Raw genomic sequence first — 14,279 nt, 5'->3', positions numbered from 1 at the left:
TGGATTGTTGCGCCTTAGACGGCACGTAATATCGACGCAATCAGCTGTTCCAGCAAGTGCGCCGGTAGAGGTTCAAGCTGCTTGGCGGTTACAGACTAACTCGTCGCGGATTGCGGCGAGCGTTAAGTTTGGCAGCCAGCTGGTTGGCGGACTGAACCAAGAGGGCGCCAGTGGCAGCTACATCGTAGGAATTGACCCTGCCCGAGAGGCTGATCGCGGCGACTGCCCGCTCATTTACGACGATGGGTGACGCGACACAGAATTGCCCCAAAGATGCTTCTTCTCGGTCATATGCAAGGCGCGTGGTTCGTGTCTGCGCAAGCTGACCGAGCATCTCAGGTATCGAACTGATGGAGTGGCGTGTGCGGCGTGGAATGCCGAAGGTTAAGACATTCTGAATCGACTCTTGCGGCTCAAATGCAAGCATGGCTTTGCCTAATGCGGTACACGCTGTCGGGTAGCGGCCACCAACAATTGACGGTGAACGGTAGCCGCGGAGGCCAACGACCTTGTCGATCATTACGATCTCTGGCCCCTGCAAGAATGCGAGGTTTGCCGTTAAGCCTGTGCGACCGAAAAGTTCCCCAAGGTACGGTGCAGCGGCTTCACGTAACCCTTGAACCTGCCCGTGCATAGCCTGGTTACCTAGCTGGTACAAGTTCAGTGATAATCGATAATTCGAACCGTCCTTCGTGAGCAGTTCGCCTTTGACTAAGTGGGAGAGCAGCCTGTGGGCGGTTGACGTCGGAATGCCGGCGCGACGCGAAATCTCGCTGACGCCCAACGAAGGCTCTTCGCCACTGAAAACATTGAGTAGCTGGAGGGCTCGGACCGCTGAAGCTGTACCGGATTCCTTGGAATCCTCATGTATCACTGCAGTTGACATTAGCTGCACTCCTGTCATCTTTGAATGGCGAAAATCTCGCGCAGAGTGGGTTCGAGTCGTAAGTTTTGTAGTGTCCGGTATAGAAAGTGTAGTGATTGGTCTAGGGTTGAGCAAGAGATGAATGTGACCTGCTTAACAAATGCGCAGTTATGAAAAATGTTTGTAGGCTTACGCATTTACAAGATCAATAGAATCTTTCAACGAATCTTTGGAGACCAGGACCATGAACGGTAGCCGTAGAAATGCTCGAGGTGAGGAAACGCTGCGATCGATTCTGCAGGAAACGGTAAAACTGGTAGGTAAAAATGGATTTGACGGTACGACCATAAACCAAATAACCAAGGCCACAGGAAAACCCGCCAGCTCCATTTATTGGCTCTTTTCAACCAAAGATGAGCTTGTCGCCGCGGCCCTGGAAAGTACTTATCAGGCCGATCTAACTGGTTTGCGGTTGTGGCCAGAATTTGACCCGGCGCTAAGTGTCGAAGATCAGCTCACTCCGATTCTGAGTCCATCATTCATTGCGCGCGCCACCGAAGATCCGGTCCGCTTAGGTTTGATGGTGGCGTTGGAAGGCAGTTCAGACGGTTCTGCCGCCCGCGTCCCTTTTGCTACCCGTCGACAGAAGATACGTAGCGGAATCAGTGACTGGTGGCAACGCGCGGTACAGCATCAAGGCAATGTACTAGACCCTGAAGTTTTTGGGGAAAACATGACAGCGCTGACTATCGCCCTGCTTGACGGTCACTACATGAGCGATGTCGAGGCTCCACCTGGTGTGCTGGCACAACACCAGCGCGGTGAATATGTGGCGGTTGCGCTGGGTGCTGCATTCAGAATGCTGGCCTCGAATGAGGGGCGCCTGAGTATCGTAGACTCAAGCGCTCCAAAGCGGGAGTTGCATTCACAGCCCGTGGCCGGTGAAGAAACCCCTGACTTATTGAACGTCGTCCGGACGCTGGTGGCCGAAAAAGGTTACAACGGTGCGACGTTAGCTCGAATATGTGAACGCTCTGGCATGCAACGAAGCTCGGTCTACTGGCGTTACAAGGACAAAGACCATCTCATCTCCGCAGCCGTGTCCGAACCCTTCTTGCGACTGGCCGACATGAATTTGCCCAAGGAATCCGGGGTAACGCCTGGACTTTCAAGCTTCGCATTCTGCGGGGCAACGAGTATCAAGCTGGCTATGGAAGACCGGAGCGCTACAGTTGCCGGACTATTACTCAAACTGCAAAGACGTGTACCTCTGGTACTCGCCAGCTCCACCATTATGCATGGCCTGGAACTGAGACTTGAGCGAATGGGCACCGAGCTTCAGGAGCATCTTGCCAATGACGGGGAACACGAAGAACTCACCGTCGATGCGCTTCGTTGGCTGCTGCATACACTCTGGGAAGGTCTACTACTGGGAGTGTCCTTCGATTATGTCTACGATGTCGAAGGTTTGACTCAGGTCCTCAGCGTGATGTTGGAAAAGGTAGCCGGCCACGCCTACCGAGAAGAATTACCTCGGTAGGCGTCAGCGCGCCGTAGTATCAGTGGGCCCATGACTCAGGGAAAACATCTACCGGACCGTCGTGGAGTTCAATATCAAAGGTGTTCATGGCCCGGCCTATCATCATGTAAAAACCGATAAGCAGCACCAACTCCACCAACACCGAATTATCGTAGTGCTCGGACATCGCCGCAAAGAGTTCATCGCTGGCGTTGGAATTTATTACTACGTCATCAACGAAACGCACCAGCAACTGCTCAAAGTCGCTAAGTACCGTCACAGTGGATTCGGCAGGATATTGCGCCACCGCATCGATCCATGAATCATTGAGCTTATGACGCCGGGATACCGCGGTATGCTCATGCTTCATGAACGAGCAATTGCTCAGCTGGGCCACGCGCAAGATGACCACCTCGCGTTCGGCCGGCGGTAGAGAGCTCTCGATGCTCATCTTGCGACCTAGTGCTAGAACTCCCGGTCCCACATTTTCTGAGTTGGCGAGCATCCTGAAGATATTGATTTGCCTGCGGCCGGCCAATACTGCACGTGTTTCTGTGCTCATCGTTTCCGGTGTGGCATAAGGGATCCGAGCCATGAGTAGTCCTTTCGAGAAATGATATTGGCGTTGAGCCATTAAAAACACGGTAGAGCTTGCCGGCACATCCGCACAGTATGTCTTCCGCGAAATGAAAAATTTCGCGGACACCAACATAAGTTTCCAGCATCTGGAACGCCCCCTCCCACACCTTTCGGGTCGCGAAGCATACTGGGAGGCAACAAGACTTGTCGTCCCAACCCACGGCCCGAGCAAACTGGTGAGAGTACAGCACGCTTTTGGCGGTACGAACCGACAGAATCGAAGGAACAAGACATGAGCACAACTAACGAGACACCCCCATCGCTACAGATCGAAGAGCATGGCGATCCGCTGGAAGACAGCCGCGCATTCCGCCGCGCACTGGGGCAATTTGCCACCGGCGTAAGCGTGATCACGATGAATCACGAGGGCGTAAACATCGGCATGGCGGTGAACTCCTTCGCTGCCGTCTCCCTTGAACCTGCGTTGATCTCTTGGTCTATTCGGAACGAATCGCGTAACCGGGACAACTTCGCCAACGGCGGCCACTTCGCTGTGAACATTCTTGCCAGTGATCAGGTCGAAACTTCCGCACTCTTTGGCCGCCCCCAGGAGGGTCAATTTGAGCAGGTGCCATGGCATGAAGGCATCTTGGGTGATCCGTTGCTTGACAACGCGATCGCGCATTTAGAGTGCGAAATCGATTCGACCGTTGAAGCCGGTGATCACCTGATCCTGATCGGTAAGGTCAAACGCTACGCGCGGCTAGCCGGCATGCCGTTGGTCTTCGCGCAGGGGCAGTATCGGGTATCGCGTGAGCACCCAAGGTTGCAGTTAACCACCGCGGCTCCACTGTCTACCGCTGTCAGCGGAGACAGCTCGAACTCGCCATTATTTGTCTCTCTACTACGCAACGCAGAGCAGCGCATGTCGAATATGTTCAACAGCTACCGTGAGCGTCTGGGCCTGGACGGCACCGGTGCCCGGGTGATCAACCTACTTGATGCAGGTATCGGCACCATCGATGGCATTTCGGACGAAGGCCTGATGCATGAGAACACCGTGGAAGATACCTTACGAGACTTCCTGCAGCGCGGCTGGATTGCCGAGGCTTCTGAAGGTGTCTATGCGCTCTCTGCAGAAGGCATCAAGATTCGTGCACGCCTGCTTGAATCGGCCATTGAGTTTAACGCTAAGCGCCTTGAAGGGGTCAGCGAAGCGGACCTCGAAGCTGCCCGCCGCGTACTGAACCAGATCCTCGTCAACTAATCTCGGCCGCAGCGCCGCACCACACTAACAACACATCATGCACGCCACACGCGTGTTCCCTTGAGGAGCTGAACAGCCTTGGCTGAAACCCTGAACACCATCACCACCGTCGAATCACCAGCCCGCGCGCGGGACTGGTCCGCATACCGCGAACGTGCACTGTCCGAAGGACAAAAGTACCTGGAAAAGATCGATTCAGTGCTTGATTCGATCGCCTCGCGAAGTGACCAGTCAGAACGAGATGGACGTGTCTCGGACGCCACCGTACAGGACATGATCAGCACCGGGCTGTTCCGTTCGTTCACCCCATTGCGCTACGGCGGATTGGAAATGGATCCGGCGTCCTTCTTCGAGGGCGTCATGAAGATCGGCGAAGCTGACAGCTCGGCGGCTTGGATCGCCGGCCAGCTGAACGTCCATGCTTTTGAGATCGCTTTGATGAGCGAGAAGATGCAGGATGAGTTCTGGGCTACTGGCCCGGATACCCGTGCGTCGAGCTCCTACGCGCCAATCGGTAAGGTTCAAGAGGTCGACGGTGGGCTGCAGATCAACGGTACCTGGACCTTTTCCAGCGGTGTGGATCATGCCAGCTGGGTGATTCTCGGTGGTGGTGACAAAGCTATGGTTGTGCCTATCGAAGATGTCACCATCGACCATTCCAGCTGGGACGTGCAAGGTCTCAAAGGTACCGGCTCAAAGTCTGTGACCGTGGTGGACAAGTTTGTTCCGGAGCACCGCGTGCACCGCTTCATCGACACTTACAAGGGTGAGAATAAAGGCTGGGAAGTCAACGACGTACCACTGTACTGGATGTCGTTCCTCGGCGTGTTCAACTCGACCCCAACTAATACGGTCATCGGCACCGCGCTGGGTGGCATCAAAACCTTCCTGGAGCAGTCCGCTACCCGTTTGACCCGTCAGGGCACCGGTGCTCCGATCGCGGCGAACCCGTTCTTGCACCTGAAGGTCGCCGATGGGCTGACTCGCATCGGTGCAGCCCGTGACCGCCACGTCGCGAACTGGCGTGCACTGTTCGATCTGGCTTGTGAAGGCAAGGAAGCCAGCCCGGTGGAGCGTATGCGCGTGCGCTACGAGGCTTCTCACTGCATCCATACTTCGTATGATGCATTTACCGAAATCTGGCCGATTGCCGGAGCCGCTGCCTCTGCAAGCAGCAACCCGCTGCAGCAGACGTTCCGTGATCTCATGGCAGCACGCAATCATGGTTCGGCGGGGCGCGAGCTCGCGGCTGGCCAGTACATCAAGGCTATGTTCGATATCCCGCCGGCACCGTTCTCTGACTTCGGCACGCTAGCTTACTATCGCTAAACCTGAGGGCAGCAACGCAAGATCCAAGAGGCGGCGTAGACAGTGCAGATGTCTACTCCGCCTCTTCTGCGCGCGAATACCCCTGAGGTTTCCGACGCGCATCTGTTGGTGGCGGCACTTGCCGGTGATCAGAAAAGCGCGATGGTTCTCCCCACCGGGAGAACCATCGCGCTTTTCTGTGTCGCTTGTAGCTTGCTAAGAATTCACCGCGATGCTGTGACGCGCTAAGAAGTCTAAAGCAACCTGATGGAATGCCTCAGGCTGCTCAAACTGTGGCCAATGGTCACAGCCCTCGAGCTCAACCAGCTGTGCCTGCGGAGCAAGCTGGGCGATCTTATAGGCGTTGTCCAAGAACATGTTTGGAGCGTCCACCGAAGCGATAACAAGCAACGGAAGGTTCACCGAAGACCACTGCTCAGCGGTGAGCATCTGCTCACCGCTGGTAAAGGCGAGCAGATGCGGCATGGCCTTCTTCATCTCAGGCTCCTGGTAGATGCCCAGACGGACGGCCACGAGATCATCGATCAGATCCTTCTGATCAAGCATGAGTCTGCCCATCGCCGTGCTCACGGTTTCCCACGTTGGGTCCGCGGCAGCGGTACTGCGTCGCTTGCGTACGTCAGCGCCGAAGGCCTTTTCTTCCTCGGCGTTCACCACGATGCCCGCCGGGGCCAGCATGCTTAAAGAGCTGACCCGATCCGGGTGGTGCAGCGCGGTCCACGCGCCAATCCAAGAGCCTAAGGAAACGCCGATCAGCGATGCCCGGGAGATCGCCAAGACATCCATGAAATCAATCAGGTGTGCCGCGTAGTCCGAGATCTGATATGGGAAGTCAGGCTTGTCCGTGTAGCCGCAGCCCAGCAGATCCAACCCAATCACATGATAATTTTCGGCGAGCTTTTCGTAGTTCGCACAAAAGTTTTCCAGGCTTCCGGCCGTTCCGTGCAAGAGCAGAACCGTGGGATTTCCACGGGAACCAGCCTCGATGAAACGGGTACGCACACCCTGAGCTTCAACAAAGCCCAGGGTGTGCGAAGTTTTGTTTAGGAACGTCCAAACACTTCGGAAACCTGTTGGATCGATGGTCACGAGGCCAAGGCAACGCGAGCTGCCTTGATCTTCGCCGCCTGCTCAGCCATCCACTCGGTGCGTGGCCGTGCTTCTGGGTCCAACGCCACCAAAGCGTTGGTCTGTGCCAGGATTTCCTCTTCGCTGTCCTCAAGGTTCAGCGGTTCGCCCAGTGGCTGCTGTGTGTACCACTCCGAGTGGGTATAAACCTCGATCATGTTGCCATCGGGATCATCGATGTAGATGCTCCAGGCGTTGCCGTGGTTCTTCACTACCTGCACTGGAATGCCGGTGGTCACCACGTGGCGCCAGAAGGCTCGCAGTTCGTTCAGGTTAGGAACCAGGAAGGAGATTTGGGCGGTGGTTGGAGGGGTATTCTGCTCGCGGCCCTCGATCAGTGCCAGCTGGTGGTGCTCGGATGGATCACCGGTCAAGAAGGCGCCACGACGGCGGGTTGCCGCCTTACCGGACTTGCCGAGCCCGGAGTCGGAGATGATCATTCCGAATTCGCGGCAGTAGAACTCGACCATCGCGTCGAGGTCCTTGCAGAAGATGCCAAGGTGAGCCAAGCGTGGATTGAATTCGGTCTTAACTGCAGTTTCAGTCATGACTGTTCCTTTCATAAATGTTGAGTTTAGAGAGCTGCAGCCGAGGTGGCGTTGCTCGTTTGCGGGTTCAATGTCAGTTGCTTAGTCAGCTCGGCGACATCCGCAACATTTTCCAAATCTTCAATGGCGGCAAGCAGGTTTTCGGCTTGCTCACGCGGGATCGAGCCGTTGTAGCTAATGTTTCGCCAGAACTTATCGACTACATCTGCATAAGTCACCGGGTCATCCAGCCAGCCCACGGGAGAATCGCGGAAAACCGAAATTTCGGTCCCGTCCTTCAAACGAACCACCACATTACAAGCGTGGGTCTTGCCCGCTGGGAGCGCGGGGCGAAGGGTTACCCGGTGGGTGAGATCCAGAACCTTCTCCTCATAGATTTCTGGGGTCGCGTAGTGAGCTAGCTCAGGGCGTCCGCGCAGCAAGGTAGTTGCCACGCTATAAGGAATTGAGAACAAGAATTTTGGCTGTTCATCATCTGCGGTGGGATGCTGGTTTAGGAAGTGATCAATTCGAGTTGGCAGCACATCTACGTAGACCTCGTCGATGTCTTCGTAGCTGAAGTTGTGCTCATTGCGCAGTTGGATCGCGCAGTCAATCGCGTTGTGGTTGCCGTAGCAAGAAGGATGCATCTTGTGCTGCCCACGAACGTAGAAGGTTTCGCCCAAATCTGCCACGATCGAATCCGGCTGTGGGGCGGGTGCATACAAATGCAAGAACCCTAAACGGCTTTCAATTGCATCGCGCACGCCAACTAACCCGGATTTGGACAGCTGGGCGGCGAAGATGCCGTTGTAGGCGGCCATTGCGCCAGGAAGCTTGAAGGTGGGCACACCATCCCAGAGGCTTTGGTAAGAACCTGCCATCAGATTTAGCAGGATTCCAAACGCGTTGCGTAATTGATCCTTGTCCAAACCTAGGAGGCGTGCTGCCACCACGGTGGATCCAAAAGCGTTGGATGTTCCGCAAACTTCAAAGTCAGCGTTGAAGTTAAAGGTGTTACCTACCGAAAAACGTGCAGCGATGTCTCCACCGATCACTACAGCTTCGAGCAATTCTTTGCCACTGGAGTGCATGAATTCGCCGACGTTGAAGGCCACCGGCTCAGTGCTCGAACCCACGTGCCCCACCATTTTTCCGGCATTGGAGCCTTCTGGCTCCGGACCGCAGACTTCAAAATCGAAGTTACGGGTCTGCAGGGAATTGATCATTGCCGCGTAAGGCAGTGCAAGTTTCTCATGGGAGGCAGCCAGTGAGGCCTGTGGTGCGGAACCTAATGGGCGCACAACGTTTAATACTGCTTCGATTCCATCGCCGCCAGCACCGGAAACCATGCAGCCCCAGGCATCGATAAGACGCATCTTTGCGGCCATAATGTCCTCGGCATCGAAGTTATCAATGCTTGTGTCGAGCGCATGATCAACAAGTTGGTCGATAATTGATTTCGGCATATTTCCCTTTTTTGCTTCCGTTGGAAGTGGTGCTAGTCCACACACTGCTTCGTATTTCGGGACGTGTGAGACTTACCAAACATTGGATGAGATTGCTATCACAATATGCCTGCTGGATAGGTAGGAGAAGTCAGTTTCCCAGTAGTTGGAAATCGCAGAATGCCGTGTGTGACTACACGCCAGGCAACACCTGCCTAGAATGAATTGGTGAGTGAGCATACTGAAAGACAGCCAGACGAGTTAGTGCAGCCCATCATCTTGCGGATTGATAAGGAAGACCCATCCACCGAAGATGAGGGGATTTCTGCGGTCGCCCGAGCTGCGGTGATTGCCTACCTGCAGGACCCGCAAAACGAGCAGTGGCAGATCTGGGCGAGCCAAGCATTCGCGAAATCAGTCCGCCGTGCCAACCCGAAAATGTTCGCAAAAGTACTTGAACTCTTTCCCGAACAGATGATCAGCGAGGTGGGCAAGGCTCAAGCAGTCGGGTTGCCGCCACTTCCCGCGGCCGCGCTGCCAAAGCTGATTGCCAAGCTGCAGGTCTCCGGAACCGAGCTGCCAAAGAGTGATGATGTGCTGATGGCACCGGTGAACATTGTGCTCAATAAATCCTTGGAGATGTCTACTGGCAAAGCGGCGGCACAGGCTGCCCACGCTCTCTTTGCTTGGTTGACCGAAGCGCAGCCAGAACTCATTGAAAACTGGCTCAAATCCCATGCCCCTGTAGGGGTCAAGCAACTGCCACGCACCGATTTCGACAAGCTTTGTGCGCAAGCATCCGGACCGGTGATCCAGGACGCTGGACGTACCGAAATTGAGCCGGGATCCACCACTGCTTTTGTACTCTTTGCACAGCAGTAAGTAATTCTAGAACTCAGCATCTACCCGGTGCACAGATGTGAGCCTGATTAATTTCTGCGCTCCGAATCCGTTGCTGAAGTCATCGTGGTGAAGCAAATGGCATGAACGAGTTGGCGGATTATCGCGGAGTCGAAGTGAGATAAGTTTCCAACGACTGCGGAGCGGTTCCGGTGATGGTCTCGACGGCATCGCTAATAGTTGCCATGGCGTTGCTGGCTACCGTTGTATAGGTACTCACCCAGGCGTCGACCTGCCAAGCAGGGGCTCCGTAGCTGGCTCGCGAGACATAGGCTTCGTGGACGCTTTCGTTGTAATAGGTGACCTCGCGCCCACGGACTTCGCCGATTGCCGCGGCAATCTCCGCGAAGCTCAATGCCTCAGGACCGGTGAGGTCATAGATCTGCCCGGCGTGTGCAGCGGGGTCGCGCAGCACGGCCGAGGCGGTCCGGGCAATGTCTGCTCGTGAAATGATGGCGACTCGACCCTCACCGCCTGGACCACGGATCACATCGTCTTCACCGACCATGGCTTCCATGAAGTCGATGTAGAAGCTATCGCGCAGCATTGTCCAGGCCATCCCGGAAGCCTTGATGTATTCTTCGGTTTCGAAGTGGTCACGCGCGAGGGTAAAAATTGCGTCGGGTGCGGCACCGGCAAACGAGGTATAGACGATATGGCGCACGCCGGCTTTGGCCGCGGCATCGATGAAGGAACGGTGCTGGTCCAGACGATCTGCAGATTCGGAAGCAGACACCATGAGGAGCGTCCGCACGCCTGTGAGGGCCTCGATGGTGGCTGTTTGGTCGCTGTAGCTGAACGGGTGGACTGTGCTCTTCGGCAACTGCGGCGCTTTTGCGGTCCTGCGGGCCAGCAGCCGCTGCGCGACACCGTGGGCAGCAAGTTCGTTGGCGATATATCCGCCGAGGACGCCTGTCACGCCGGTGACTGCGACACTCGCACGGGTGGTGTTGTTCATGAACAAATCCTTCCTACTCGACCATTAATCGGTCGTTCGCTGTGGATGCCACCGTCATCCTACCGGGTGCTGTCTGTCCGGCAAGCGGGCAGCAAACAGATCATCGTGCGCATTAATTATGACGCCCGGAAGGTAGCAGTTGGTCGCAGTGCCGGAGAATTTGACGTTGATAACTACTTTTACTGTTTCCTAGTCCACACCTTTCGCATTGATGCCAGTACACTTTGTTGAGCCATCAAGAAATGGCATCAAAATCTTTTCGCGAGAGTGAACACTAATATGCGCGTTAACCGTGTACTGAGTCTGGGACTCACCGCTATTTTGGCTCTCGGGCTTGGTGCTCCAGCTCTAGCAGCTCCACCGCTGCAGCCATCCACCATGATGACAAGTACGGTTGCTACGGCGAAGGTGATCAAAAAGACCAAGACCAGCCTGACAATGCGTAATACCGCGTCAAGCAGGGCAGCATCGGTGCTCGTCATTCCCAAGAACACCACTCTCGCCGTTTCGCGAAGCAGCTCCGGCTGGGACCAGGTTAGTTACCGGAGCAAAATCGGATGGGTGCCGGCTAACCAACTGACACCACTGAAGGCCCAGACGAAGTCAATGCCCAAGACCGTTGTCCATCGCTACCTGAAATCATTCCAGTCGTTACGGCAGAAACCTTCGGCAACCTCTAGCTCGCTGACCGGGATCATCCGCAAAACTAAGGTTCAGCGTCTTGGCTCCTCCGGATCATGGACGCGCGTCAAGGTTGGACGAAGCGTCGGGTTTGTTCCCACGAATCAGCTATCCCCGGCGATGCCGGCAGCTGTCTACAAGTACTCGAAATCCAAGCAGTCGCTGTTCCAGAAGAACTCGAGCAAATCGAAGAAACTGGCAACGGTCGCCTCTGGCGCAAGGGTTGAATGGTTCCGCACTTCTGGTAGCTGGGCACATGTCTCGGTATCCGGGACCAGAGGATGGATCTCGGCCGCACAGCTCAGTAACACGAAGCCGGTCAATGCCAAGATCATCGGATCGCGCTGGATCATCGCGGACACGGTGCTTCGCGAGGGCAACTGGAACAAGACTAAATCTTTGGGCACCGTTCGATCCGGAGAAAAACTGGGTCTGTTTCTCACCAAGGGTTCGTGGAGCAAGGTGCGGACAACTCGCGGTACTGGGTGGGTCCCCACAGCAAATCTGACAAGCAGTGCGTTCAAAGCTATCCCAGCCACCCCACGGTGGGTCGTGAAGAATACAGCCCTGCGTACCGGAGCTTCGGGCAGCACCAGCAAAAAAGCGACGGTGGCTGCACGCGAAAAAGTGACTTTGCACGGCACCTCAAATGGGTGGTCCCGCGTCAAAACTTCGAAGGGCCTCGGTTGGATCTCTTCGAAGGATCTCTCGGCGAGCAAGCCCGTGAGCGACGTGTTGAAAGGCAACCGCTGGGCCATAAGCTCGGTAGCGGTCAGGGCCTCCGCCTCGTCGAAAGCGAAATCTTTAGGGACGATTCGTCCCGGTAGCAAAGTAGGGTTCTACCGCAGCAGCGGCTCGTGGTCAAAGGTTAAAGTTGGACGGGTTATCGGCTGGGTGCCGAGCTCTGCGCTGATCGACAAGACCTATTTGCCGCTGAATAATGTGAAACGCTGGGCAACTACAAACGTGAACTTGCGCGAAGGCAGTTCGACGTCGTTCAAGTCCCTCGGTGTTGTTCCTAAGAACCAGCAGGTAACCGCACACGGAACGGCTAACGGTTGGACTCGCGTCACCACCACGCAAGGTGTCGGATGGGTCAGCTCTACCTACGTGACGTCCAAGCAACCTCAAGCACCGGTTCCCGACAAGCAGCAGGTATTCCGGTGGACTACGGCGAACGTGAATCTACGTGCCGGCGGTGGCGTTGAGCACCGAAGCCTAGGTGTAGTGCCAGTGGGCGAGAAGGTCATCTTTCTCAAGATGAGCAACGGCTGGTCTCAGATCAGATCTTCTCAAGGCACCGGATGGGTCAGTGCCAAATATCTTGCGACTAAAGCACCAGTGGGTCTGCAACCCGATGCGCAACGTGTTCTCAAGGCAATCGAGCATCGGTTCGGTGACACCGTGAGCAATATCCACACCATCAGAAGCGGTTCGGTGGGGCATAGCGCAGGCAAGGCCGTTGACTTGATGATCCGAGACTACAAGAACAAAACTCGTATTGCTCAGGGCGACAAGATAGCCCAGTTTTTGCTCGATAACCGGGAACAGCTTGGGGTGTATTACCTTATCTGGCAGGACCAAATATGGTTGCCCGGCTCTGGCTGGAACGACTATTCCACCTCGGGTAAATACGGTACCCAATTCACTAACAATTGGAATGACACCACCAAACACATGGATCATATCCATGTTGAGGTCTACGGTGATTCTGGTTCTGATGGCAAGCTAAATTAGAACCAATTGGGGCGCTGGCCCGAACTGGGCAAGGAGCTGCGTGAACAGAGCTTGCCTCACCACCTCGGATGATGCGCGTCGGTAAAACGAACTCTTTGCGCGCAGGGTAGCCGAAGCGCCCAGTCCTGTACCGGCGTAATTGCCATGGTTGAGTGCCGGACCCAAGCGTGGGGAGCAACCGTACTTAATCCTTGCCCTCCACGATTTTGCTCCCGACGCTCGATAGTAACCAACGGTATTTTCGCGGCTACAGACCAACAGTCCGAAATCCCGGACTAAGTTGGCTCAATGCACTGGTTAGCTAGCCGTGGATCTGGTCTGCTGGTGACATGGAGAATAATGCGTCGCATGGGGGAATTCAGGTAGATCGGCCGGCCGCAGCATGGGGTGGCCGCATCGACGGGGAGGGAACCGGGCATCTTCGCTGGCACCAGCATGTAAATTCCGATCGGTTCGCACCTTCCGAGGAGCACTCCACATCGCGACCGGTCGCACTGCTCGGGTTTGCCTCAGACGCGGGAATATTGAGAAACCAAGGACGAACCGGCGCAGCTAGTGGTCCGCAGGCCTTGCGATCAGCGCTGAGCTCATTAGCAATTCATCAGCCACGCACGGTGCACGATACGGGCGACATCGTGGTGCTCGGCGACGAACTTGAAGCGGGGCAGGCGCGGCTGGCTACGGCAGTGTCAACACTGTTGGATGCTGGCATGATGCCGGTGGTACTGGGAGGTGGGCATGAGACGGCCTACGGATCTTTCAGTGGCCTCTTTGAGCATCTGCGGCAACAGGCAACGACGCGCATTGGAATTCTAAACTTAGATGCACACTTTGACCTGCGCACCGCTGCGCGGCGGAGCAGTGGAACGCCCTTCAAAGATATCGCCAACGACCTGCAAGAGGCCGGCCGGGAATTTAACTACGCGGTTCTGGGGATCAGCGAACCAAATAACACCCAGGTACTTTTTGATGAGGCTCAGGCACTGGGGGTCCGGTATTTAGTTGATGAGGATTGCGGCTTTTTGAGCCTGAACGAGGTCACCAAATTTGTTGACGAGTTCTTGGATTCCATTGACCAGTTGTATCTGACCATTGACCTTGACGTATTACCTGCTGCAGTTGCTCCTGGGGTAAGCGCCCCGGCTGCCTATGGAGTGCCGCTGGAAGTTATTCACGCGGTCTGCCGCCACGTGACACGAAGTGGAAAGCTCGCACTCGTTGATGTGGTGGAGCTGAATCCAAGCCTTGATATTGACGCACGGACCGCACGGACCGCTGCCCGGCTCATCAAAACCCTGATTGGAGTCTAGAAAGCGCATCTAGTTTGTGCTGATTGTGACA

At 55.6% G+C, this 14,279-nt stretch carries 12 protein-coding genes; 6 read left to right on the top strand and 6 right to left on the bottom strand.

What is annotated here, in order from left to right:
* Positions 1–88 precede the first annotated feature (88 nt).
* Positions 89–886, bottom strand: a complete 798-nt coding sequence (locus tag VJ369_RS11160; RefSeq protein WP_324092147.1) for an IclR family transcriptional regulator — start codon at positions 884–886, stop codon at positions 89–91.
* Positions 887–1,109: 223 nt separating this feature from the next.
* Between VJ369_RS11160 and VJ369_RS11155 the strand changes: the two genes are divergently transcribed.
* Entirely contained in the window at positions 1,110–2,405 is a 1,296-nt protein-coding gene (locus tag VJ369_RS11155; RefSeq protein ID WP_324092146.1) for a TetR/AcrR family transcriptional regulator, read from the top strand.
* Positions 2,406–2,424: 19 nt separating this feature from the next.
* On the opposite strand, the gene VJ369_RS11150 is transcribed toward VJ369_RS11155, so the two are convergent.
* The gene (locus VJ369_RS11150) at positions 2,425–2,979 is read right to left on the bottom strand and encodes a carboxymuconolactone decarboxylase family protein (RefSeq protein ID WP_324092145.1); all 555 of its coding nucleotides are present in this window, start codon (positions 2,977–2,979) and stop codon (positions 2,425–2,427) included.
* Positions 2,980–3,255: 276 nt separating this feature from the next.
* Between VJ369_RS11150 and VJ369_RS11145 the strand changes: the two genes are divergently transcribed.
* Both VJ369_RS11145 and VJ369_RS11140 read left to right on the top strand, forming a co-directional pair.
* The gene (locus VJ369_RS11145; protein WP_324092144.1) at positions 3,256–4,230 is read left to right on the top strand and encodes a flavin reductase family protein; all 975 of its coding nucleotides are present in this window, start codon (positions 3,256–3,258) and stop codon (positions 4,228–4,230) included.
* A 78-nt stretch (positions 4,231–4,308) separates the two neighbouring features.
* Entirely contained in the window at positions 4,309–5,559 is a 1,251-nt protein-coding gene (locus tag VJ369_RS11140; RefSeq protein ID WP_324092143.1) for a hypothetical protein, read from the top strand.
* 195 nt (positions 5,560–5,754) lie between these two features.
* Here the strand turns inward: VJ369_RS11140 and VJ369_RS11135 are convergent, their stop codons facing one another.
* From VJ369_RS11135 to VJ369_RS11125, 3 genes are all read right to left on the bottom strand, one after another.
* The gene (locus VJ369_RS11135) at positions 5,755–6,561 is read right to left on the bottom strand and encodes an alpha/beta hydrolase (RefSeq protein ID WP_324092142.1); all 807 of its coding nucleotides are present in this window, start codon (positions 6,559–6,561) and stop codon (positions 5,755–5,757) included.
* Between the two features lie 83 nt (positions 6,562–6,644).
* On the bottom strand, positions 6,645–7,235 hold the full coding sequence (locus VJ369_RS11130) for a VOC family protein (protein ID WP_324092141.1): 591 nt from the start codon (positions 7,233–7,235) through the stop codon (positions 6,645–6,647).
* A 26-nt stretch (positions 7,236–7,261) separates the two neighbouring features.
* Positions 7,262–8,683 carry an MmgE/PrpD family protein gene (locus VJ369_RS11125; protein ID WP_324092140.1) on the bottom strand — a complete coding sequence of 474 codons (1,422 nt, stop codon included), beginning with the start codon at positions 8,681–8,683 and terminating at the stop codon, positions 7,262–7,264.
* Positions 8,684–8,890: 207 nt separating this feature from the next.
* On the opposite strand from VJ369_RS11125, the gene VJ369_RS11120 reads away from it, so the two are divergent.
* Positions 8,891–9,544 (top strand): peptidyl-tRNA hydrolase, encoded by a 654-nt coding sequence (locus VJ369_RS11120; RefSeq protein ID WP_324092139.1) that lies wholly within the window; start codon positions 8,891–8,893, stop codon positions 9,542–9,544.
* A 118-nt stretch (positions 9,545–9,662) separates the two neighbouring features.
* Here VJ369_RS11120 and VJ369_RS11115 read toward each other — a convergent pair whose 3' ends face one another.
* Positions 9,663–10,520, bottom strand: a complete 858-nt coding sequence (locus VJ369_RS11115) for an SDR family oxidoreductase (protein ID WP_324092138.1) — start codon at positions 10,518–10,520, stop codon at positions 9,663–9,665.
* 279 nt (positions 10,521–10,799) lie between these two features.
* Here VJ369_RS11115 and VJ369_RS11110 point away from each other — a divergent pair, with 279 nt between their 5' ends.
* Both VJ369_RS11110 and hutG read left to right on the top strand, forming a co-directional pair.
* Complete coding sequence (locus VJ369_RS11110) at positions 10,800–12,938, top strand: SH3 domain-containing protein (RefSeq protein WP_324092137.1); 2,139 nt, start codon at positions 10,800–10,802, stop codon at positions 12,936–12,938.
* Positions 12,939–13,267: 329 nt separating this feature from the next.
* Positions 13,268–14,248, top strand: a complete 981-nt coding sequence (hutG, locus tag VJ369_RS11105) for a formimidoylglutamase (RefSeq protein ID WP_324092136.1) — start codon at positions 13,268–13,270, stop codon at positions 14,246–14,248.
* The last annotated feature ends 31 nt before the right edge of the window (positions 14,249–14,279 follow it).

The sequence above is a fragment of the Glutamicibacter sp. genome, assembly GCF_035257265.1.
Classification (GTDB): domain Bacteria; phylum Actinomycetota; class Actinomycetes; order Actinomycetales; family Micrococcaceae; genus Glutamicibacter.
Note: the sequence above shows the minus strand (reverse complement) of the source record. Positions and strands in the feature narration are given on the sequence as shown.